The sequence below is a fragment of the Pollutimonas rozaliensis genome, from assembly GCF_048751585.1.
GTDB lineage: Bacteria > Pseudomonadota > Gammaproteobacteria > Burkholderiales > Burkholderiaceae_B.
This window is the reverse complement of record NZ_JAZHOB010000002.1, coordinates 360,363-378,711: the sequence shown is the minus strand read 5'-3', so window position 1 is coordinate 378,711 and position 18,349 is coordinate 360,363. Positions and strand designations below refer to the sequence as shown.

At 58.0% G+C, this 18,349-nt stretch carries 19 protein-coding genes; 10 read left to right on the top strand and 9 right to left on the bottom strand.

Annotation, left to right across the window (positions count from 1 at the left end):
• Positions 1-9 precede the first annotated feature (9 nt).
• From V0R37_RS05020 to V0R37_RS05010, 3 genes are all read right to left on the bottom strand, one after another.
• The gene (locus tag V0R37_RS05020) at positions 10-798 is read right to left on the bottom strand and encodes an IclR family transcriptional regulator (protein ID WP_420373450.1); all 789 of its coding nucleotides are present in this window, start codon (positions 796-798) and stop codon (positions 10-12) included.
• Positions 798-1,475, bottom strand: a complete 678-nt coding sequence (locus V0R37_RS05015; protein ID WP_420373449.1) for an RraA family protein — start codon at positions 1,473-1,475, stop codon at positions 798-800. Before V0R37_RS05015 ends, V0R37_RS05020 begins: the two co-directional genes overlap by 1 nt.
• A gap of 246 nt (positions 1,476-1,721) precedes the next feature.
• Positions 1,722-2,633: a LysR family transcriptional regulator gene (locus V0R37_RS05010; protein ID WP_420373448.1), complete on the bottom strand. Its 912-nt coding sequence runs from the start codon at positions 2,631-2,633 to the stop codon at positions 1,722-1,724.
• 132 nt (positions 2,634-2,765) lie between these two features.
• On the opposite strand from V0R37_RS05010, the gene V0R37_RS05005 reads away from it, so the two are divergent.
• The 5 genes from V0R37_RS05005 to V0R37_RS04985 all read left to right on the top strand — a co-directional run bounded on the left by V0R37_RS05005 (position 2,766) and on the right by V0R37_RS04985 (position 8,020).
• Positions 2,766-3,635: a pirin family protein gene (locus V0R37_RS05005; RefSeq protein WP_420373447.1), complete on the top strand. Its 870-nt coding sequence runs from the start codon at positions 2,766-2,768 to the stop codon at positions 3,633-3,635.
• 99 nt (positions 3,636-3,734) lie between these two features.
• Positions 3,735-4,361: an isochorismate family cysteine hydrolase YcaC gene (gene ycaC / locus V0R37_RS05000; RefSeq protein ID WP_420373446.1), complete on the top strand. Its 627-nt coding sequence runs from the start codon at positions 3,735-3,737 to the stop codon at positions 4,359-4,361.
• Positions 4,362-4,516: 155 nt separating this feature from the next.
• Positions 4,517-5,437, top strand: a complete 921-nt coding sequence (locus tag V0R37_RS04995; protein ID WP_420373639.1) for a rhodanese-like domain-containing protein — start codon at positions 4,517-4,519, stop codon at positions 5,435-5,437.
• A 55-nt stretch (positions 5,438-5,492) separates the two neighbouring features.
• Entirely contained in the window at positions 5,493-7,340 is a 1,848-nt protein-coding gene (locus V0R37_RS04990; RefSeq protein ID WP_420373445.1) for an ABC transporter ATP-binding protein, read from the top strand.
• Between the two features lie 101 nt (positions 7,341-7,441).
• Entirely contained in the window at positions 7,442-8,020 is a 579-nt protein-coding gene (locus V0R37_RS04985; protein ID WP_420373444.1) for a cysteine dioxygenase family protein, read from the top strand.
• Positions 8,021-8,060: 40 nt separating this feature from the next.
• Here the strand turns inward: V0R37_RS04985 and V0R37_RS04980 are convergent, their stop codons facing one another.
• The 3 genes from V0R37_RS04980 to V0R37_RS04970 are packed head-to-tail and all read right to left on the bottom strand — an operon-like array spanning position 8,061 to position 10,678.
• Positions 8,061-8,987, bottom strand: a complete 927-nt coding sequence (locus V0R37_RS04980; RefSeq protein WP_420373443.1) for a DMT family transporter — start codon at positions 8,985-8,987, stop codon at positions 8,061-8,063.
• 39 nt (positions 8,988-9,026) lie between these two features.
• Complete coding sequence (locus V0R37_RS04975) at positions 9,027-9,863, bottom strand: Cof-type HAD-IIB family hydrolase (RefSeq protein ID WP_420373442.1); 837 nt, start codon at positions 9,861-9,863, stop codon at positions 9,027-9,029.
• Entirely contained in the window at positions 9,860-10,678 is an 819-nt protein-coding gene (locus V0R37_RS04970) for a DeoR/GlpR family DNA-binding transcription regulator (RefSeq protein ID WP_420373441.1), read from the bottom strand. Before V0R37_RS04970 ends, V0R37_RS04975 begins: the two co-directional genes overlap by 4 nt.
• Before the next feature lie 218 nt (positions 10,679-10,896).
• Between V0R37_RS04970 and phnD the strand changes: the two genes are divergently transcribed.
• The 4 genes from phnD (at position 10,897) to phnE (V0R37_RS04950) (ending at position 14,377) form a co-directional block, all read left to right on the top strand.
• On the top strand, positions 10,897-11,898 hold the full coding sequence (phnD, locus tag V0R37_RS04965) for a phosphate/phosphite/phosphonate ABC transporter substrate-binding protein (protein ID WP_420373440.1): 1,002 nt from the start codon (positions 10,897-10,899) through the stop codon (positions 11,896-11,898).
• Positions 11,899-11,985: 87 nt separating this feature from the next.
• Positions 11,986-12,777, top strand: a complete 792-nt coding sequence (gene phnC, locus V0R37_RS04960; protein WP_420373439.1) for a phosphonate ABC transporter ATP-binding protein — start codon at positions 11,986-11,988, stop codon at positions 12,775-12,777.
• Positions 12,774-13,580 carry a phosphonate ABC transporter, permease protein PhnE gene (phnE, locus tag V0R37_RS04955; protein WP_420373438.1) on the top strand — a complete coding sequence of 269 codons (807 nt, stop codon included), beginning with the start codon at positions 12,774-12,776 and terminating at the stop codon, positions 13,578-13,580. Before phnC ends, phnE (V0R37_RS04955) begins: the two co-directional genes overlap by 4 nt.
• Complete coding sequence (phnE, locus tag V0R37_RS04950; RefSeq protein ID WP_420373437.1) at positions 13,577-14,377, top strand: phosphonate ABC transporter, permease protein PhnE; 801 nt, start codon at positions 13,577-13,579, stop codon at positions 14,375-14,377. Before phnE (V0R37_RS04955) ends, phnE (V0R37_RS04950) begins: the two co-directional genes overlap by 4 nt.
• Before the next feature lie 135 nt (positions 14,378-14,512).
• On the opposite strand, the gene V0R37_RS04945 is transcribed toward phnE (V0R37_RS04950), so the two are convergent.
• Positions 14,513-15,406, bottom strand: coding sequence for an MBL fold metallo-hydrolase (locus V0R37_RS04945; protein WP_420373436.1), 894 nt, complete (start codon positions 15,404-15,406; stop codon positions 14,513-14,515).
• A 172-nt stretch (positions 15,407-15,578) separates the two neighbouring features.
• On the opposite strand from V0R37_RS04945, the gene V0R37_RS04940 reads away from it, so the two are divergent.
• Positions 15,579-16,553, top strand: coding sequence for a GlxA family transcriptional regulator (locus V0R37_RS04940; RefSeq protein ID WP_420373435.1), 975 nt, complete (start codon positions 15,579-15,581; stop codon positions 16,551-16,553).
• Between the two features lie 30 nt (positions 16,554-16,583).
• Here the strand turns inward: V0R37_RS04940 and V0R37_RS04935 are convergent, their stop codons facing one another.
• Both V0R37_RS04935 and V0R37_RS04930 read right to left on the bottom strand, forming a co-directional pair.
• Positions 16,584-17,135, bottom strand: coding sequence for a cysteine hydrolase family protein (locus tag V0R37_RS04935; RefSeq protein ID WP_420373434.1), 552 nt, complete (start codon positions 17,133-17,135; stop codon positions 16,584-16,586).
• Positions 17,136-17,281: 146 nt separating this feature from the next.
• A complete protein-coding gene (locus tag V0R37_RS04930) occupies positions 17,282-18,259 on the bottom strand; it encodes a GlxA family transcriptional regulator (RefSeq protein ID WP_420373433.1) in 978 nt (325 codons plus the stop codon).
• Between the last annotated feature and the right edge of the window lie 90 nt (positions 18,260-18,349).

The following is an 18,349-nucleotide window of genomic DNA, read 5'->3' as shown; positions in this document are numbered from 1 at the left end:
ACGGCTTCATCACCGACCTAGCTTTTGAGCTATCAGGCCTATCTCTTTCTTAAGCAAAGTATCGATGCGGTTGCGGGTGCAATCATCAAAACGATTCTTCAAGCCCGATACGCTGATGGCCCCCAAGACATTGTTGGCACTGTCCAGAATCGGACGGCCAATGCAGTAGGCGCCCACTTCGTTCTCTTCGAAGTCCAAGGCTGCCTGCCCCTGCCGGATTGCGTCGAGTTGTCCGTACAGCACAGCAACATCGGTTATGGTGGATTCAGTAAGCGCAATCAAGGGCGATGCTTCACAAATATGGCGCCGTTGCTGCTCTGGCAGATGCGCCAGCATGGCTTTGCCGCAGGAAGTGGCATGGTAATAGGAGCGTGTGCCTGCATAATAGGCAGCACGCAAACCGTAGTTGCCTTCCAGGCATTCGACAATCAGCAGACGATCTGGCAATGGCTGCGCCAGATTGACGGTTTCCCGGGTTTCGCTGCATAGCCGCAGCAGGCTGTCGTAGACCAGATCCCGAAATGGCAGATGACGGCGCACCATGCTGCCCAGCTCCAGGTTCTTGAGCCCGAGGCGATATTTGCGATTGCCTTCGGCACGGCTGACGAAGCCCAAATCTTCGAGAGTGGCCAGAATGTGAAACGCTGTTGTTTTATGCAAGCCGCTTTGGCGCGACAGCTCGGCAATACCAACGCCTTCGGGCTCGTTGGCTGAAATCAAATCCAATAATTGACTCGCACGGGCGATGGCTTGAATACGTTGCGACCCGCCGCCATCCTTAACCTGTGTCGAACTCATCAAAACACACCGTAGCTTTTATACGTCTCTGCCGCGGAAGCTCCTGCTGCCAAGGCAGTGCGAACTTGATCCTCCGTGAGACTTTTATCGGCCGCCTCGCGAATCACCAATTCGATCATTTTCCCTGGTATGACAACGACACCGTCAGCGCCACCCAGAGCCAAATCGCCCGGCTCACAGTAAACGCCCGCGCATGAGACGGCCTGGTTGATGGCAATGATCTCGCGATGATAGAGCAGGTCGCTCATATGACGCCCACGGGCAAAGACCGGATAACCTGAAGCCAATACGCGTTCTGCATCCCGATAATATCCATCGATGATTACGCCGTTGCTGTTTCGGCGTTTGGCACGCTCCGCGCAGAGCTCTCCCCACACGCAGCAGTCGACGGTATCGGTGACGAGCACCTCCCCAGAAGATAGTTGATCGATCGCCTCAAACAGTAAACCGTATTCCTTGCTCGGATCGGGAGCCTGCTCGCGGGGGCGTGAAGACATGGTCCGAATGATGCCGGCTGTTTTCATTCCCGGCGCAATGCCTTGCAGATCGGCTCGCATGGTGCGTTGACTAAAGCCATACTTGTTGAGCACGTCTGATACGGCGCAAGGATCAACACTCAGGCACAGTTGCCACAACTCACTTGAATGAATCCCATTTGGTTGATGAAATTTATACACAGCCTCTCCAGTTGTTTTACATAGTAAAACCATTTAAATTCAATTAAATAGCTTTGTTTTTTCTGGATTATGTATGGCTTGTTATGCTTCAGTCAATGCGCATACTGGCTAATATTGTTTTTTATATTTAATTTATTATTATTGTTTTATATAGAAAAACTTTTCAGGCAATTCTGACGCTTATGACACACGTTCTTGGCGCGAACGCTGTGTGCGCAAGGGCCGCTGGCCGTCGATCTTGGCGCCTCACTCCTCTTTCATGTCCCTGAACGTCTGCGCCAGAAAATCCAACAGTGCGCGTACTGCCGGCAGTTGGCCCCGGCGCGATGCGTAGACAGCATGAATGATTTCCGGCCTTGGCTCCCAATCGGGCAAAACCCGAACCAGAGTGCCGTTGCTTAGTTCATCTTGAATGAACATGGTTGGCAACTGCACCACGCCCACTCCGCTGGCGGCGGCATCACGCAAAGCGAGCATGGATTGCGTCACGTAGCGCGGGCTATGTCGCACTTCAGCCTGTACTCGTTCCGGCCCCTGCAGCAGCCAACGATGTGTATCCTGCGGCAGCCCCATTTCCAGGGTAGGCCAATGCGATAAATCCATCGGCCCCGAAGGCGAACCACACTGCTTCAATAATTTGGGGGATGCGACCAGGCATTGGCGCCGCTCGGCCAACGTGCGCAAAATCAGATCGCTGTCCTGTAAAGGCGGTGGGCGCACGCGGATGGCCAGATCCAGGCCTTCCGCCACCACATCCACACGACGATTGGTTTCATCCACGTGGAGCACGACCCGTGGGTACTCGGCCATGAAGCGGCCCAATATCGGCCCCACGCGCGCAGCCAGCAGGGCGACGGGGCAGCTCATACGGATCACGCCGCTTGGCTCGGACTGCGCCAACGCCGCAAACTCCTCAGCGGCTTCCGCTTCGATCAGCATCGCCCGGCAGTGCTCGTAGTAGCGCCTGCCCACTTCCGTGACGGTAAAGCTGCGCGTCGAACGCAGCAGGAGCTGCACCCCAAGACGCTCTTCCAGCAGGGCAACGCGGCGGCTTAGTTTCGACTTCGGAATGCCTAGGGCACGGCCGGCCGAAGCAAAGCCGCCGTGCTCCACGACTTTCGCAAAGTAGTGCAGTTCATTGAGATCGGGCAGTTTCATCGTTTCAAAAATAGGACATTAAGGATGAAAATCAGGGTATAGCGAATCATTAATTACAAATATATACTGATTTCCATGTTCAGTGAATCGCATTGCGTCTCAGACAGCGATTCCGTCAAATGGAGAAAAGTCATGCTGAGAAAAATCCAAGGCATTTATCAAGCGCCCCGCCCTCATTGGGTAGGCGACGGTTTTCCGGTTCGTTCCCTGTTCAGTTATGGGGATCATGGCAAAGCGCTGAGCCCGTTTCTGCTGCTTGACCATGCCGGCCCATACACTTTCGACCCGACTACAACCCGGCGCGGCGTCGGTACGCACCCCCACCGCGGATTCGAAACGGTGACCATCGTCTACGAAGGTGAAGTCGCGCACCGCGACTCCACAGGCGCAGGCGGCACCATCGGACCCGGCGATGTGCAGTGGATGACTGCGGCTTCCGGCATCCTGCACGAAGAGTTCCACTCCGAAGCCTTTGCCCGCCAGGGGGGGCAAATGGAAATGGTGCAGCTATGGGTCAACCTGCCGGCCAAGGACAAGATGTCCGCACCCGGCTACCAGACGATCTTGAATCGCGACATCCCGACGGTGGCGCTGCCCGACGGTGCCGGCCAGGTCCGCGTCATTGCAGGCGAGTTCGATGGCCAGCGCGGCCCGGCACGCAGCTTCACGCCGATGGACGTATGGGACGTGCGGCTGGTTCAAGATGGCGTTATGCGCTTCGACACGACGCCGGGTCATACGCTGGCGCTGGTCGTATTGCACGGCACAGTGCTGGTCAATGGCGCCGAAATTGTGCGAGAGGGTCAACTGGTGCAGTTCGATCGCGACGGCAGCGGCCTGGAAATCGAGGCCAACAACGATGCGACGCTGCTGGTGCTAAGCGGTGAACCGATCAATGAGCCGGTTGTCGGCCACGGCCCCTTCGTCATGAATAGCAAAGCCGAAATCCTCCAGGCATTCGAAGACTTCAACAGCGGGCGCTTCGGACAAATGCAGGCCTGAACCACTTACTGCTGCCCGGCCGATTCGCCCCGGCGGCCGGCGCAGTCCAAGGTATCGCGGGCATTTAACCGTGCAGTTAAACTTTTCAAGGAGTCAATCATGACCAAGCCCTATGTTCGCCTCGACAAAAACAATGCCGCAGTGTTGCTCGTCGATCACCAGGACGGCCTCCTGTCGCTGGTGCGGGATATCGATCCCGACAAGTTCAAGAACAACGTATTGGCCCTGGCCGACATCGCTCATTACTTCAAGCTGCCGACCATCCTGACGACCAGCTTCGAAGACGGCCCCAATGGCCCGCTGGTACCCGAGCTGAAAGCACAATTTCCCGACGCGCCATACATTGCCCGGCCCGGCCAGATCAATGCCTGGGACAATGAAGACTTCGTCAAGGCCGTGGAGGCGACCGGCAAGAAGCAGTTGCTGATTGCAGGGGTCGTCACCGAGGTGTGTGTGGCCTTCCCGGCACTATCGGCCATCGAAGCCGGTTATGACGTCTTCGTCGTCACCGACGCCTCGGGCACTTTCAACCAAATGACTCGCGATGCCGCGTGGAATCGGATGTCGCAAGCGGGTGTGCAACTAATGTCCTGGTTCGCCGTGGCCAGCGAACTACACCGCGACTGGCGCAACGATGTGGAAGGCCTGGCCACGCTGCTGAACAACCATATCCCAGACTACCGCAATCGGATGAACTCCTATAGCGCGACTGCCAAGGCCAAATAACCTGGACGAGGATATCTGCTGAGCGAAGGGCCGCCCATACAAGCGGCCCTTCGCTCATTGGCGTCGGCGCCAAGCTGGACAGTTTTAATGCGGTGTACCATGAGCACAAAAATATCGCATACTTGCCGAAGACGTCCCTCCATCTTGTCATCATGATGCAATCCATACTGCAACTCATTGAAGAATACGGCCTGCTGGTCGTGTTCTTCAACGTGCTCATCGAGCAGGCCGGCGCCCCGGTGCCTGCCTACCCCATTCTCGTCATCACCGGAGCATTGCAGGATTCCGGCAGCTACAGTGGATTCGCCCTGGTGGGTATCGCCGTCCTGGCCGCAATGATTGCGGATTTTGGGTGGTATCTGGCGGGCCGGCGCTACGGCGCCAGACTGATCTCCACGCTTTGCCGCATATCCCTGTCTCCTGACTCCTGCATCAGGCAAACTGAATCAATCTATTTACGCTGGGGGCCGTCCTCGCTGATGGTGGCCAAGTTCATCCCCGGATTCGCATCCATCGCCAGCGTACTGTCCGGCACGGTAGGCACGCGCAAAAGAAGTTTTTTACTGTTCGACGGCATCGGTGCCGCCATCTGGTCGGGCTCCGCCGTCTATCTGGGTTCGCTGTTCAGCACGGCCGTTGATGAGTTGTTGAACGTACTGGTCAACCTGGGCATGCTGGGCGCGCTGTTGCTGGCCATCGCGCTTCTACTGTTCATCGCAAAAAAATGGTGGGAGCGCCAGCGCTTCATCAAGTCGCTGTGCATGGAGCGGGTCAGCGTTCAAGAGCTCTACGATATGTTGCAGTCGGAGTCCCGCCCCATCGTTGTCGATGTACGCTCCCCATTGGCGCAAGCCCAGGGCCGCATCCCCGGCGCCATCGCCTTTCGGGCTGGAGACATTGCACCAAGCGCAATGCCTGGCGAAGAAGTCATCGTGTATTGCGATTGCCCTAACGAAGCATCGGCCGCAATCGTATCCAAACGCTTGATGAAAAGCGGCTATAGCCGAGTCCGTCCACTAGCGGGCGGACTCGATGCCTGGCTGAACGCGGGATATGCGGTGGATACCGATACGTAATTGACATGGCCTGCTTATCGTTCCCACCTCCCTTCTGATCATTTCGGAGGCGCTTTTGCTCCGCTCATTTGAACGCTTGCTCAATCCCTTCCCACCCGAAGATACGCCTCTTCCGCCCAAGAGCCTGTTTTCCTTCCTGTGGGCATGCACACGCGGTTCGCGCCGCTATCTGGCGGCGCTGGCCCTGTTTAGCGCCAGCGTATCGATCTACGAGGCTTGGCTATTCGCCTTTCTCGGCCAGGTCGTCGAACTGCTCTCGGTCTGGCAAAGAGGCGAGCCCGCGTCCGCGCATGAGCAGCGTGTACTGTGGACGGTTGGCATCGTATTGCTTGCCAGCATCGGCCTGGTGGCGCTGCGCACCATGGTGCAGCACCAGGTGCTGGCCATCAATCTGCCGCTACGGCTGCGCTGGGACTTCCACCGCCTTATGCTACGCCAAAGCCTATCGTTCTTTTCCGACGAATTCGCCGGCCGCGTCACCACCAAGGTCATGCAGACGGCGCTGGCCGTGCGCGAGGTGCTATTCACCTTCATCGAAATCGTGCTGGGCATTGGGGTGTACTTCATCACTATCGTTGCGCTGGCGGGCGGGTTCGATGCGCGGCTGATGCTGCCCTTCATCAACTGGATCATCCTGTTCGGCCTGGCCATGGTGTATTTTGTGCCACGCCTGGGCAAAGTGGGGCAGGAGCAGGCCCATGCCCGATCCTCCATGACCGGGCGCGTCACCGATGCTTATGCCAACATAACGACCGTCAAGCTATTCTCGCACACCAGGCGCGAGGCCCATTTCGCGCGCGAGGCCATGGAGGATTTCAAGGACACCGGCTTTCGTCAGATGCGCCTGGTCAGTCAGTTCGAGATCGTCAACCAGGCTCTGGTGGTCGTACTGATCTTTACAGCGGGCGGTTATGCTCTATTGCTTTGGCATGACGGACAAGTCAGCACAGGTGCCGTAGCCGCCGTCACGGCCATGGCCTTGCGCGTAAACGGCATGTCGCACTGGATCATGTGGCAAATGACATCATTGTTCGAGAACATCGGTACCGTCCAGGACGGCATGGCCACACTCTCGCGCGTGGCCAAGGTGCAAGATATACCGGGCGCCCCCTCACTGAAGGTGGAATGCGGCAAAGTGGAATTCGACGACGTCTTCTTCAACTACAACGGCGAACGCCAAGTGCTTGACGGCCTGAGTCTGACGGTGAACCCCGGCGAGAAGATCGGCCTGGTGGGCCGTTCGGGCGCCGGAAAATCCACGCTGATCAGCCTGCTGCTGCGCTTCTACGATTTGGACAGCGGCCGGATACGCATCGATGGACAGGACATTTCCCAGGTGACGCAGGACAGCCTGCGCAGCGCCATCGGCATGGTCACGCAAGATACGTCATTGCTGCACCGGTCCATACGCGACAACATTGCCTATGGACGCCCCGACGCGAGCGATGCCGAGATCCAGGAAGCCGCCATCCATGCCCAGGCCGATGACTTCATCCACCAATTGAGCGATGCGCATGGACGCAGCGGCTACGACACTTTGGTGGGTGAGCGTGGCGTCAAGCTCTCCGGCGGGCAACGCCAGCGTATCGCTATTGCCCGCGTCATGCTAAAAAACGCACCTATCCTGCTACTGGACGAAGCCACCAGCGCCCTGGACTCCGAAGTGGAGGTGGCCATACAGGAAAGCCTGGACGAAGTGATGGAAGGCAAGACAGTCATCGCCATCGCCCACCGGCTTTCCACCATTGCCGCCATGGATCGCCTGATCGTCATGGATCAGGGAAAGATCATCGAACAAGGGACCCACGCCGAGCTGCTGGCGAAGAACGGCACTTATGCGCGACTATGGCGACACCAGTGCGGCGGATTTCTAGCCGATGAGCGAGACGAGATGGCAGACTAGTTCCGTTGCTCAAATGCCGGCTCGTTGTATCCTATGTTTGCAGAAGGAACTTTAGCGCGCTCGAAGAAGTGCATTCAAGTCAAGCAAGAAGGGCTCCAGAAATGAGCAACAAACGGTTATTGAACACGGTGGAAAGCCTGACACGCCTGATGGAAGGCCGCGCCCCCGGGGATGACGGAGTCCTGGATCAAGCCCGCGAATTAATGAGCGGCCTGGTCGCTCAAGACGACTGGCTGGCTGAAGCCTTTGCGGAACCGCATCCGGAGTTCTATAGGCAATATCTGCTGTACGGCGATCCGCTGGACCGCTTTTCGCTGGTTAGCTTCGTCTGGGGGCCGGGGCAGAAAACGCCCATTCATGACCACACCGTATGGGGCGTCATTGCCATGCTGCGAGGCGCCGAACTGGAACAACACTATCGATGCACCAGCGAAGGCATGATGGCTGTCGGCCCGGAAGTTCGCTTGAACCAGGGCGAAGTCTCTTGCGTATCACCCACTATCGGCGATATCCACCGGGTCAGCAATGCCTATGCGGATAAAGTTTCCGTAAGCATCCATCTATATGGCGGCAATATCGGGCGCATACACCGCTCGGTGTATGACCCGCAAAGCGCTGAACCAAAGGAGTTTGTATCGGGCTATTCAAATGCGCTGACACCTAACTTGTGGGCAGGCTGACGGCAACCGGCAATGGCATTCCGCCGGTTCGCAAAACTATCTACTCTTGTCTGCCCAGCTTTCGCCCGCCATATTCAGCCAGACTGATTCCTGCCAGAATCGCTATCAGCGCCACCGCGTGATAGAGGTGAAACTCTTCTCCCAGAATGGTCACCGCCAGCAAGGCTCCCCACACGGGCAGCAAGTTGATGAACAGGCCGGCTCGATTCGCGCCGATAAGTTCGACTGCCCGGATGTACAAGACTTGACCTATAAGGGATGGGAATATAACGACATAGGCAATGACTGCCCAGCCTCGTGTATCCGGCAGAATGGTTTGACCCCGAGCCGCTTCGAAAGCCAGCATGGGCAGAGACGCCAAAGTGGCCCCCACGCACAGAATGAATATCAAGCTTGTCCAATGCATCTGAGGCTTGCTGCGTAGCGCGGCGGTATAGATGCCGTAAGCCATGACGGCGATAAGCATCAACGCATCGCCAACATTAATGTCAAGGCCAATCAAGTTGCCCAGATCGCCGCGCATGGCGATGACGATCACGCCTAAAAAAGAGAAAGCAAAACCTGCCGCCTGCTCTGCGCTTATGCGGCTGGAAAATAAAATGAAGCTCGCCGCAAACACGAAAAGAGGCATGCCCCCTTGCAAAATACTGGTGTTGATTGCGGTGGTGTAGATAAGCGCGTAATAAAGCGCCACGCTAAAGACGGTGAAGCCAAGCGTTCCCAGCAAAAGCAGATAGCCCAATCGCGGCCGGATCGCCGTCCAGTCGGCGGCAATCTGCCCTCTCTTTAGCAAATACAGCACCACCATCACACCGGCCCATCGCAGGGTAACAAGAACCATCGGCGAAGCATGGCCGACCGCCAACTTGCCCGCAATCGAATTACCCGCCCAGAAAAGTGTTGTCAACGCCAGAAGAATGTAGGCTTTATAGATGGCAATTCTCCGCATCGGAGCCAGAGCAAACAACTCGGGCCCCACCCCGAATCAAGCCAACAATATACCGCGTCACGTCGGCGAAAGCCTTGCTTCCACTGCGGATTCTTCGACGAGTTGGCGGGCTTGCAGGACGCGGTCCGCCATTTCGACGAAGCCGGCGCCATGGCCAGCGTCGCAAACCCAACGGGGAGGATGGGACAAACTGTTCAGATGAGGCTTTATGTTCGCCACACCCACGCTTAATGCGTAGGCGCGAAAAAGCGACTCGTCATTGGGCGCGTCGCCAATGAACAATACCCGCCGCGACTGATCCCGAGGATCAATATCCAGGTCCTCAGCTAGCATTTCAATTGCCATGGTGGCCTTGTCATAGTCGCCAAACCAGGCATTGACGTGTATGGAACTGGCGCGCGCCCGTGCGCCGGCGTCCTCGAATATCTTGATGATCGTGGCTATGCTGGATGCGGGCAGTGGGCCCACATCCTGCGAGTGGTCAATGGCCACATCGGCAAGCCGGTATGCCTGGTCGGCTGCCATGCGCGCCTCGGGCACGGCAGCCAGCGCCCGACGCGCAATTTCCAATAGCCGCTGCTGGTCGGCCCGCAATTGTTCGAGCGGCCGTACGAAACGCCGTCCGAGTCCGCCGTTGGCCCGCATCTGAAATCTGAATGCGCCGCTTTCTCCGATAACGGCGGCCACCGGCCATGCGCGCACGATGTGGTCGCACCAGCCCGCGCAGCCGCCCGTAACCGGTATGACCCGCAGCCCGCCGCATGCCAACCGTTCCATGGCGTCAAGCGTCAAGGCCGACAACTTGCCGCCCCGGGTCAGGGTATCGTCCACATCCGTCAAAATAACGTCGACCTGGGCGAGCAATTGCAGATCCGCATCGGCGAAACGGGTCATTTTTCCTCCTGGGAATGGGGCAAAACGGGATCGGTCGTGTCGGCGTTCGACGCGACATGGCAGGCGACGCCGGCCTCACGCAACGCATGTGCCAACGGACCGGGAGGCGCCCGGTCGGTGATCACCCCGCTTAATGCATCCAGGGGGGCCACGACCTCGAGCACATGCAGATCGAATTTCGTATGGTCCACCAGCAGATAGATGTGTTCGCAGCGCTCGATCATGGTTCGCTTGACCCAGGCGGCCTGGCGGTTTACATCCATGACACCGCCGGCCCCCAGGCCGCTGGCGCCGATAAAGGCAATGTTGGCGTGGAAGCGCCCCAGAAACTCGGTGGTGTCCTGCCCGAACACGCCACCCTCGTGCCCATTGAATTCCCCCGGGCAGACTATGGTCGTGCACCGGGATGGCGTCAGTGCCGAGGCCACCGGGTAGCTGTTGGTGATCACCGTCAAAGTTTCGGTGCCGCGAGCCAGTTGCCAGGCCAATTGCGTGGTGGTCGAACCGGCGTCCATCATCAGCACCTGCCCGCTGGACACGAACGAGGCGGCCAGCGTTGCAATGCGCGATCGTTCATCCACGGTCGATTGTTCACGCTCGAATATCGACGGTTGCACCCCCATGGGCTGGGCAACCACCCCTCCGTGCGCACGATTGACCAGGCCGCGCCTGCTTAACGACTCAAGATCGCGGCGTATGGTCTCGGTCGTAACCTTGAAACGCTCGGCCAGCAATGCGATGCGAATATGAGGCGTGTGGCGCAATGCCTCGAGAATCCGGGCTTGCCGTTCATCTTTGCGTGGTTTACGGATCATGACGTGAGAGGCCTGATAAGAAGTTGGCTGCGCTGCTACGTCGCCTTGTAAAAGAAAATTTGCGGCTATGGGAAAGACGCCTGCCACATCGAAAGTGTGATGATAGCAACATTTTTTGCCAACAATTATTGTAATAAACAACTTTTATGGGTAATCTACGTTGGCAGACAACAACATTTCTGTTGAATAGACGTAAAAATCAAAAAGAGAGAGGAGCCATGAAAATATCTTTAACCGGTATGACTCGCCCCATCTGGCGGCTCACCTGCCTGGCAGCATTTGCCGCCATGATGCTTCCCGCAACGAACGCCGGAGCAGCCGAATGCAGCAATCGCGGCGCGCTCGCCAAAATTTATTGCGACGTAAACGGCGACCTCGTCGCCGATCCTCCTACTGATCCGAAAAAGCTGTTGAATCCCGATACGCTGGTATTCGCCTACACGCCGGTCGAAGATCCCGCCATCTACGCCGACATATGGAAACCGTTTATCGAGCATCTCAAAAAGGTAACGGGCAAAGATGTACGTTTCTTCGCCGTTCAGTCCAATGCCGCCGAAATCGAAGCCATGCGCAGCAATCGGCTGCATATTGCGGGCTACTCAACCGGCCCCACCCCATTTGCCGTGAATCTGGCGGGCGCGGTGCCATTTGCCCTGATGGGTTCGGAAACGGGCAATTTCGGATACACGCTGCAGGTCTATACGCGCAAAGACAGCGGCATCAACACCATGGCCGACCTAAAAGGCAAGCGCGTTGCCCATACATCGCCGACATCCAATTCCGGCAACCTGGCTCCGCGCGCGCTATTCCCCAAGCAGGGGGTCACGCCTGAAAAAGACTATAAGGTCGTGTACTCGGGTTCGCACGATCAATCCATGTTGGGCGTGGTCGCTGGCGATTACGATGCCGCGCCAGTGGCGTCGGAAGTTGTCGAACGCATGGCCGAGCGCAATCTTTACGACCCCAACGACGTCAAGATTATCTATGAATCCAAGCGCTTTCCCACCACATCCTACACATACGCCCATAACCTTGATCCCAAGCTGGTCGAGAAGATCAAGGAAGCTTTCTTTAGCTTCGACATGAAGGGCACGGCGCTGGGCAAGGAGTTTTCAGGCGTGACCAAGTTCGTTCCTATTACGTACAAGGAAAACTGGTCGGTCATACGAGACATTCAGGAAGCCAACGGCGTTACCTACACCACTGAAAACCTGAAATAACCTCCGTCGACATCAAGGCCCGGCATGCCACTCGACGGCGGGCGGCATCCCGGCAAACACGCTGCAAGAAACACAAAAGAGCCACCTATGCTTCGTATTACCCGCCTGGTCAAACGCTACGGTGACGGGAATCCCGTCTTGCAGGGCCTCGATCTGGAGGTTCCCGACGAGTCGATCGTATCCATCATCGGCGCATCCGGGGCCGGCAAAAGCACGTTGCTGCGCTGTATCAACCGCCTGGTGGAACCCACCTCGGGCAGCATTGAATTGAACGGCGTCGAACTGACATCGCTCAAACGCGAGGGGCTGCGCCGTTCGCGCCGGCATATCGGCATGATCTTTCAAGGCTTCAACCTGGTCGACCGCCTGACCGTCATGGAAAACGTGCAGTGTGGCCGCTTGGGATACATCCCGTACTGGCGAGCCGCCATGAGACGCTATCCGGCCCAGGACATAGAGCGTGCATTTCATTTGATGGAACGCGTAGGGATCGCACACTACGCCAACAAGCGTGCGGATGAATTGTCCGGAGGCGAACGCCAGCGCGTCGGCGTCGTGCGCGCGCTTATGCAAGAACCACAGATTCTGCTGGCCGACGAACCGACCGCCTCGCTCGACCCGGTGACATCGCGCCAGATTATGGAGCTGCTTCAAAAGCTGGCCGACGAGTTCAAGCTGCCGGTGCTGATCAATATCCACAATGTCGCCGAAGCCAAGGAATTCACACGCCGCATCGTGGGCATGCGCTTCGGCCGCTTGATTTTCGACGGCACGCCCGATGAGCTTGATGCGGATGCGATGCACCGCGTATATAGCGGCACACCAGCTGACGAAAGAGTCAATGCCCCGCTCGAAGCACTGGAAACCGCAGCCTTATGACCCGCCAGTCATCCGCATTGCCACGAACCTGGCGCAAACCGCCCTTTATCGCCAATCCGCTGCTGCGTTGGGGGCTGATCGCGGCGACGATTATTTATCTGGTCTGGGTTGCCTACACTCTGCCCTTCAACTGGGCGCGCATCAGTGAAGGCCTGACTCGGGCCGCCCGCATTTTTTCCGGCGCCATTCCACCCAGCTTTGTCCGTCATGAATTATTGATCGACGGCTTTCTGGAAAGCATGCAAATTGCGATTCTATCGACGCTGCTGGGCGTGGGGCTTAGCATTCCCATCGCATTCATGGCGGCACGCAATATCGCCGCCCAGCCGATTTACCTGTTGGGGCGCACCCTGATCATCCTGGCGCGCAGCTTTCATCCTGTGATTGTCGCAATCATATTCGTCAAGGCGGTGGGTTTTGGTCCTGTCGCCGGCATCCTGACCCTGACTATTTATTCGATCGGATTCGTGGCCAAGATGCTTGCTGAACGAATCGAGGAAATTGACTGGGGCCAGGTCGAGGCCCTGCGCAGCACTGGCACACGCTTCTTTACCGTGCTGCAGTTTGCGGTTTTGCCGCAGATCATGCCGCGCCAGATCGGCCTGTCGATGTATCAACTGGACAGCAATCTGCGCGCGTCCGCCGTGGTCGGCATTGTGGGCGCCGGCGGAATCGGTTCAACGCTCATGAATGCCTTTGGCCGCTACGACTACGATTTCGCCCTGGCCATAACCATGATCATCATTGCCGTCATTTTAATAAGCGAAGCCGTCAGTGGCCGCATTCGGAGGGCTATCTGGTGACACAGTCCATTGCCGACCGGGCCTGGGCCCGTTATACCGGACGCGAGCGCTGGGCGCGCCTGGGAATTTTTGCCATCATGGCACTGGCCGTCAGCTGGTCTCTGGCTTCCATCAATATCATCTGGCCCTGGGTGTGGGACGCCCCTGCCCAGATCAGCGATCTGGCAGGCCGCATGATGCCGCCCGATTTCTCCAGCATTCACGCGATCATGTGGGCACTGATCGAAACCCTGAATATTGCCACGATCGCAACTTTTATTTCGATTTTCGTCTCGCTGCCGGTGGCCTATATCTCGGCGCAGAACACCACGCCAAACCGCGCAACCTTATGGCTGGGCCGCTTCATACTGGTATCGAGCCGCTCGGTCAACACGCTGATCTGGGCTCTCTTGTTTGTGGCCATTTTCGGCCCGGGCGTGCTGGCAGGCATCATTGCCATCATGTTCCGGTCGCTGGGTTTCCTGGGCAAACTTCTGGGCGAGGCGATTGAAGAGATCGACCGCCGGCCGGTCGAAGCACTGGAAGCCACCGGCGCCTCGCGTGCCAAAGTCATTCTATACGCCATTGTCCCGCAGGTTGTACCCACCTTTTTCGCGGTCAGCATATTGCGCTGGGACATCAATCTGCGCGAATCGACCGTACTGGGCCTGGTGGGCGCCGGCGGCATAGGTGTAATCCTGCAAGGCTCCATTGATACGCTGGACTGGCGCACGGTAGCCACCATTTTGCTGGCCATCATCGGGCTGGTAGTCGCAGGCGAGGCCATTGCCGCATGGTTGCGTAAAAAGGTGATTTAGCTAGCCGCACTCTGCAAAGCGAAGAGCAAAAATGCACGCAGCGGTACCAAGCCCCCAATATCGAGCGGCTAGTGTCCCAGTCTGTTGATAGCGCGACAGGCCTGCCTGTGATTCTCAGGCAGGCCTCCAGCGTGATCAGAATTCGACGATAGCGCCGTCTTCCGGGATCTCGACACGATCCTGTATGTTCTTTTCCTGTACATATTCCCTTAGTTCCTTGCGGGTTTGGAACATGTGATTGATCGCATCCATATGGGTGGCGACAATGCTTGCGTCTGGGGCGGCTTGAGAAGCACGCAGCACGTCTTCCTTGCCCATGATGATCGAGCCTTCATAGCCGTCCATTACCGCATAGCCCGCATTGATGACGATGATTTGCGGATCGTACTGCGCCAATGCCTGATCGACGTCGTCGCGCCAGATGGTATCGCCGACCAGATAAAGCGTCTTGTGACCCGGTGCTTCGAACACGACGCCCATGGCAGGGCCGAGGGCCTTGGCCACTTCCGCCGAGGCAAACATTTCATCGGTTCCGTGCTGCCCACCGGTCTTGCTGAGCGTCACGCCGCCGAACTTGGCCTTATCGGAAAGGACACGAACATTGGTGAAGCCCTGGGAACGAATAAGGCTTGCGTCGGCTTGGTTCTGGACAAAAAGCGGGATGCCTTTGGGCAGGAATTGCTGTGCGGCATCGTCCCAGTGGTCAAGGTGGGTGTGGGTGATAATTACCGCGTCAGCGCCGGCAATCACCTCTTTCTCGGACATCGGCAGCTCGACCAGGGGATTGCGCAGTGTGCTGCGGTAGGTCCCGTCAAAGCCCGGATAAGCGCCTTTCCTGGCCAGCATCGGGTCGATCAGGAATGTGGTGTCGGCGTAGGTGATTTTTACCGTTGCATTGCGGATCTGTTGCAACTGGACTTTTTCGTTAATCGGCTGGCGGCCGGCGGACGCTTTCGTTTGGGCCAATGCGGCGCCGGTTGTAACGCTAAGGGCCAAAGCCAGGGTCCCGGCGAGAGTTTTCATGTACATGCGCTTACTCCAATGTGTCGCTAGTTAAAGAGCCTCCATTGTGGGTTTGGAGCGCCGAACGCAACAGTGGCCTGAATGACAATATAAGTAAAAATCAGGCCAATCTATTGGCCCAAACAGCCTTATAGACTAAAATTAGGCCAATCCCACCACTGCTATCGCCCTTTTACCTATGTCTTCCATCCGCGTCGCCGTCTTCGCCTTCGATGGCGTAAGCCTGTTTAATCTGTCTGTGCCGGGCGTTGTCCTTGGTACTGATAACGGCCCCGACCATGCCCACTACGATCTACAGTATTTCGCCCAAAGACCCGGGCAAGTACGCAGCGATCAGGGCGTCGCCATCGAGGTCGTCAATGGATTGGAAGCCATGGACCAAGCCGATATCATCATCATCCCCGCCTGGAGCGACCCCGAAGTGCCGGCGCCCGCCGAGCTCACAGAGGCGCTGCGGCGGGCCCATGAACAAGGCACGTTGATCGTGGGCTTATGCCTGGGTGCGTTCGTGCTGGGCGATGCGGGCTTGCTTGATGGAAGGGAGGCCACGACCCACTGGGTGGCGCGGGAGGTGTTTGCGCGGCGCTTTCCAGCAACCCTGTTCCGTCCAGATGTACTGTATGTGGCCAGTGACAACATCATCACATCAGCCGGAACGGTCGCCGCGATTGACTGCTGCCTGTATTTGCTTCGCGAGCGCCATGGCTTCGAGGCGGCGAACCATATCGCCCGCTTGCTGGTCACGCCGCCACACCGGGCGGGCGGCCAAGCCCAGTACATCGAGCGGCCCGTGCCAAAGCTTCTTAACGATAATCGCCTGCCCGGCGTGCTGGAATGGGCGCGTGAAAACCTGGCGGAGCCTCTGTCGCTCGACACACTTGCCGATGTCGCGAAAATGAGCCGGCGCACCTTTACCCGGCGCTTCCGGGAAGCAACGGGCACCACCGTCACCAAGTGGCTGAATGCCGAGCGGGTCGCCAGGGCGCAGCAGTTGCTGGAAACCACCGACATGCCGATCGAATGCATCACCTCGGAAGCCGGCTTCGGCACGACCTTGGCTCTGCGCCAGCAGTTTGCCGCCCAACTGGGCACGTCGCCATCAAATTATCGACGCAACTTCTGCAAAACGTTGAGTCCGGCAGCGCAGCTTTAGTTCGGGAACGTCAACTAATTATTGGCGTTATCACTCCGCAGCGAAGTATGCCTGCGTGGATTTCACGGTACCGTAACCGAACTCGAGAGCCGCCATCATTGCCGCATGCACATGGGCCGCCGGTACCGTCACGCCGTCAAAAGTCAGATCGAGCGTTGCGCAGGCGTCATGCAGCACCGTAGTCGGGTAGCCCATATCCACCCCGGCGCGCACGACAGCGTCAATACACATGTGGCTCATTGCACCCACAACCACAAGCTCTTCGACACCTTTGGCATCGAGCTGTTGCTTCAGATCGGTTTCGCGGAATGAATTGATGTAATTCTTGACGATCACCGGCTCATCTCCGACCGGGGCCACCGACGGCTGAATCTTCACGCCATCGGAGCCCCGAACAAACACGGGGGCATCCGCGGCGGCGAATTCGTGGCGGATATGGAAGACCGGGATGCCCTTGCTTCGGGCGTCGCCGAGTACCTGGGCGGCATTGGCGGCAGCCGCCTCGATACCCGACAGCGGCAGCTTGCCAGTGGGCAAGTATTCGTTCTGCAAATCAACGATGATCAGACCGCGCTTCTTCATGGTGTCATTCTCCTGTATTCGGTAAGCGAAAGCCTACATCTTCGCCGGCAAACCTCCCGGCGTGAAGTGGCGCCACCGACAATTTAAGAGCCAATATCGACATCAAGGTCCGGCACGGCGGGCATCCCGCCAGCCCGCCCATGCTTTTATTTGACTGCGCCTTGGCCTGCGCTAAAACGGCGGCGGTATTCGCCTGGCGATAATCCCACGATGCGTGTAAAGACCTTTCGAAAAGCCCCTGGGTCGCTATAGCCAACTTCCCAGGCCACGCGATCGATGGACGCGTTTCCGAACTGCAACAGCTCGCGAGCCTTGCCGACCCGCAGGCGCTGGGCGTACTCGGTGGTCGTCATGCCGGTCGCCTTCTGGAAGCGGCGCAAGAAAGTGCGCTCTTCCAGCCCGGCCTGTGCGGCAAGAGCCGCCAATGCTGTTTCCTTGGCCTGGGTGGCTTGCAGCCAGTGCTGCGCTTTGAGCACCGCCGCATCTCCGTGCGTCAGGCGGGGAGAGAACACGCTGTAGTAGCGCTGCTCGCGGCCAGGAGGATCGACAAGCAGCATGCGTGCCGTCTCGAACATGACCGTGGGACCCAGAAAGCGATCCACCAGCCGCAGTCCCAAATCCGTCCATGCCATGAGGCCGCCAGCCGTAATGATGTCACCGTCATCGATGATCAATTGATCGGCATCCACGGAGACATCGGGAAAGCGTTGTTGCAGCAGCTCGGCATAGGACCAGTGCGTCGTCACTCGCCTGCCAGCCATCAAGCCGGTGGCCGCCAGGACAAACGCGCCGGCGCAAACCGATGCCAAGGCAACCCCGTCCGCATGCCGATCGCGCAGCCAGGCCGTCAAGGACGCGGCCTCGTTCACGCTGATCGGTTCGCTTAAGGCGGGCGGCAGGATCAAGGCCGACAAAGCTTCCGGAGGTTGACTCGGGCAAGTGTCGAACACACAGCTTGGCTTGCGAGTGGGGTGGTCCTGTCGCCAGTGAGTGACCCGTAATGCAGGCTCTTGCGCTTTCCGATGCGACGCCACAATTCGATTCGCGACGCCGAACAGGTCTGTCAGCCCCAGCACGGCGGCCTGCTGCGCGCCGGGATAAATCATCAGGCCTATCCCGATCATCTTCCACCCCCCTTTGCATCGATTGCGACGGTATACTGGCGAAAAGCTTTACAAGGCGTGGCCCTCGGCGCCGAGCCATTCGAGCACATG

Coding starts and splice junctions, on each gene's coding strand:
- V0R37_RS05020 (WP_420373450.1), bottom strand. CDS start 798: ATGAGTTCGACACAGGTTAAGGATGGCGGCGGGTCGCAACGTATTCAA.
- V0R37_RS05010 (WP_420373448.1), bottom strand. CDS start 2,633: ATGAAACTGCCCGATCTCAATGAACTGCACTACTTTGCGAAAGTCGTG.
- V0R37_RS05005 (WP_420373447.1), top strand. CDS start 2,766: ATGCTGAGAAAAATCCAAGGCATTTATCAAGCGCCCCGCCCTCATTGG.
- ycaC (WP_420373446.1), top strand. CDS start 3,735: ATGACCAAGCCCTATGTTCGCCTCGACAAAAACAATGCCGCAGTGTTG.
- V0R37_RS04995 (WP_420373639.1), top strand. CDS start 4,517: ATGCAATCCATACTGCAACTCATTGAAGAATACGGCCTGCTGGTCGTG.
- V0R37_RS04985 (WP_420373444.1), top strand. CDS start 7,442: ATGAGCAACAAACGGTTATTGAACACGGTGGAAAGCCTGACACGCCTG.
- V0R37_RS04975 (WP_420373442.1), bottom strand. CDS start 9,863: ATGACCCGTTTCGCCGATGCGGATCTGCAATTGCTCGCCCAGGTCGAC.
- V0R37_RS04970 (WP_420373441.1), bottom strand. CDS start 10,678: ATGATCCGTAAACCACGCAAAGATGAACGGCAAGCCCGGATTCTCGAG.
- phnD (WP_420373440.1), top strand. CDS start 10,897: ATGAAAATATCTTTAACCGGTATGACTCGCCCCATCTGGCGGCTCACC.
- phnC (WP_420373439.1), top strand. CDS start 11,986: ATGCTTCGTATTACCCGCCTGGTCAAACGCTACGGTGACGGGAATCCC.
- phnE (WP_420373438.1), top strand. CDS start 12,774: ATGACCCGCCAGTCATCCGCATTGCCACGAACCTGGCGCAAACCGCCC.
- V0R37_RS04945 (WP_420373436.1), bottom strand. CDS start 15,406: ATGTACATGAAAACTCTCGCCGGGACCCTGGCTTTGGCCCTTAGCGTT.
- V0R37_RS04940 (WP_420373435.1), top strand. CDS start 15,579: ATGTCTTCCATCCGCGTCGCCGTCTTCGCCTTCGATGGCGTAAGCCTG.
- V0R37_RS04935 (WP_420373434.1), bottom strand. CDS start 17,135: ATGAAGAAGCGCGGTCTGATCATCGTTGATTTGCAGAACGAATACTTG.
- V0R37_RS04930 (WP_420373433.1), bottom strand. CDS start 18,259: ATGATCGGGATAGGCCTGATGATTTATCCCGGCGCGCAGCAGGCCGCC.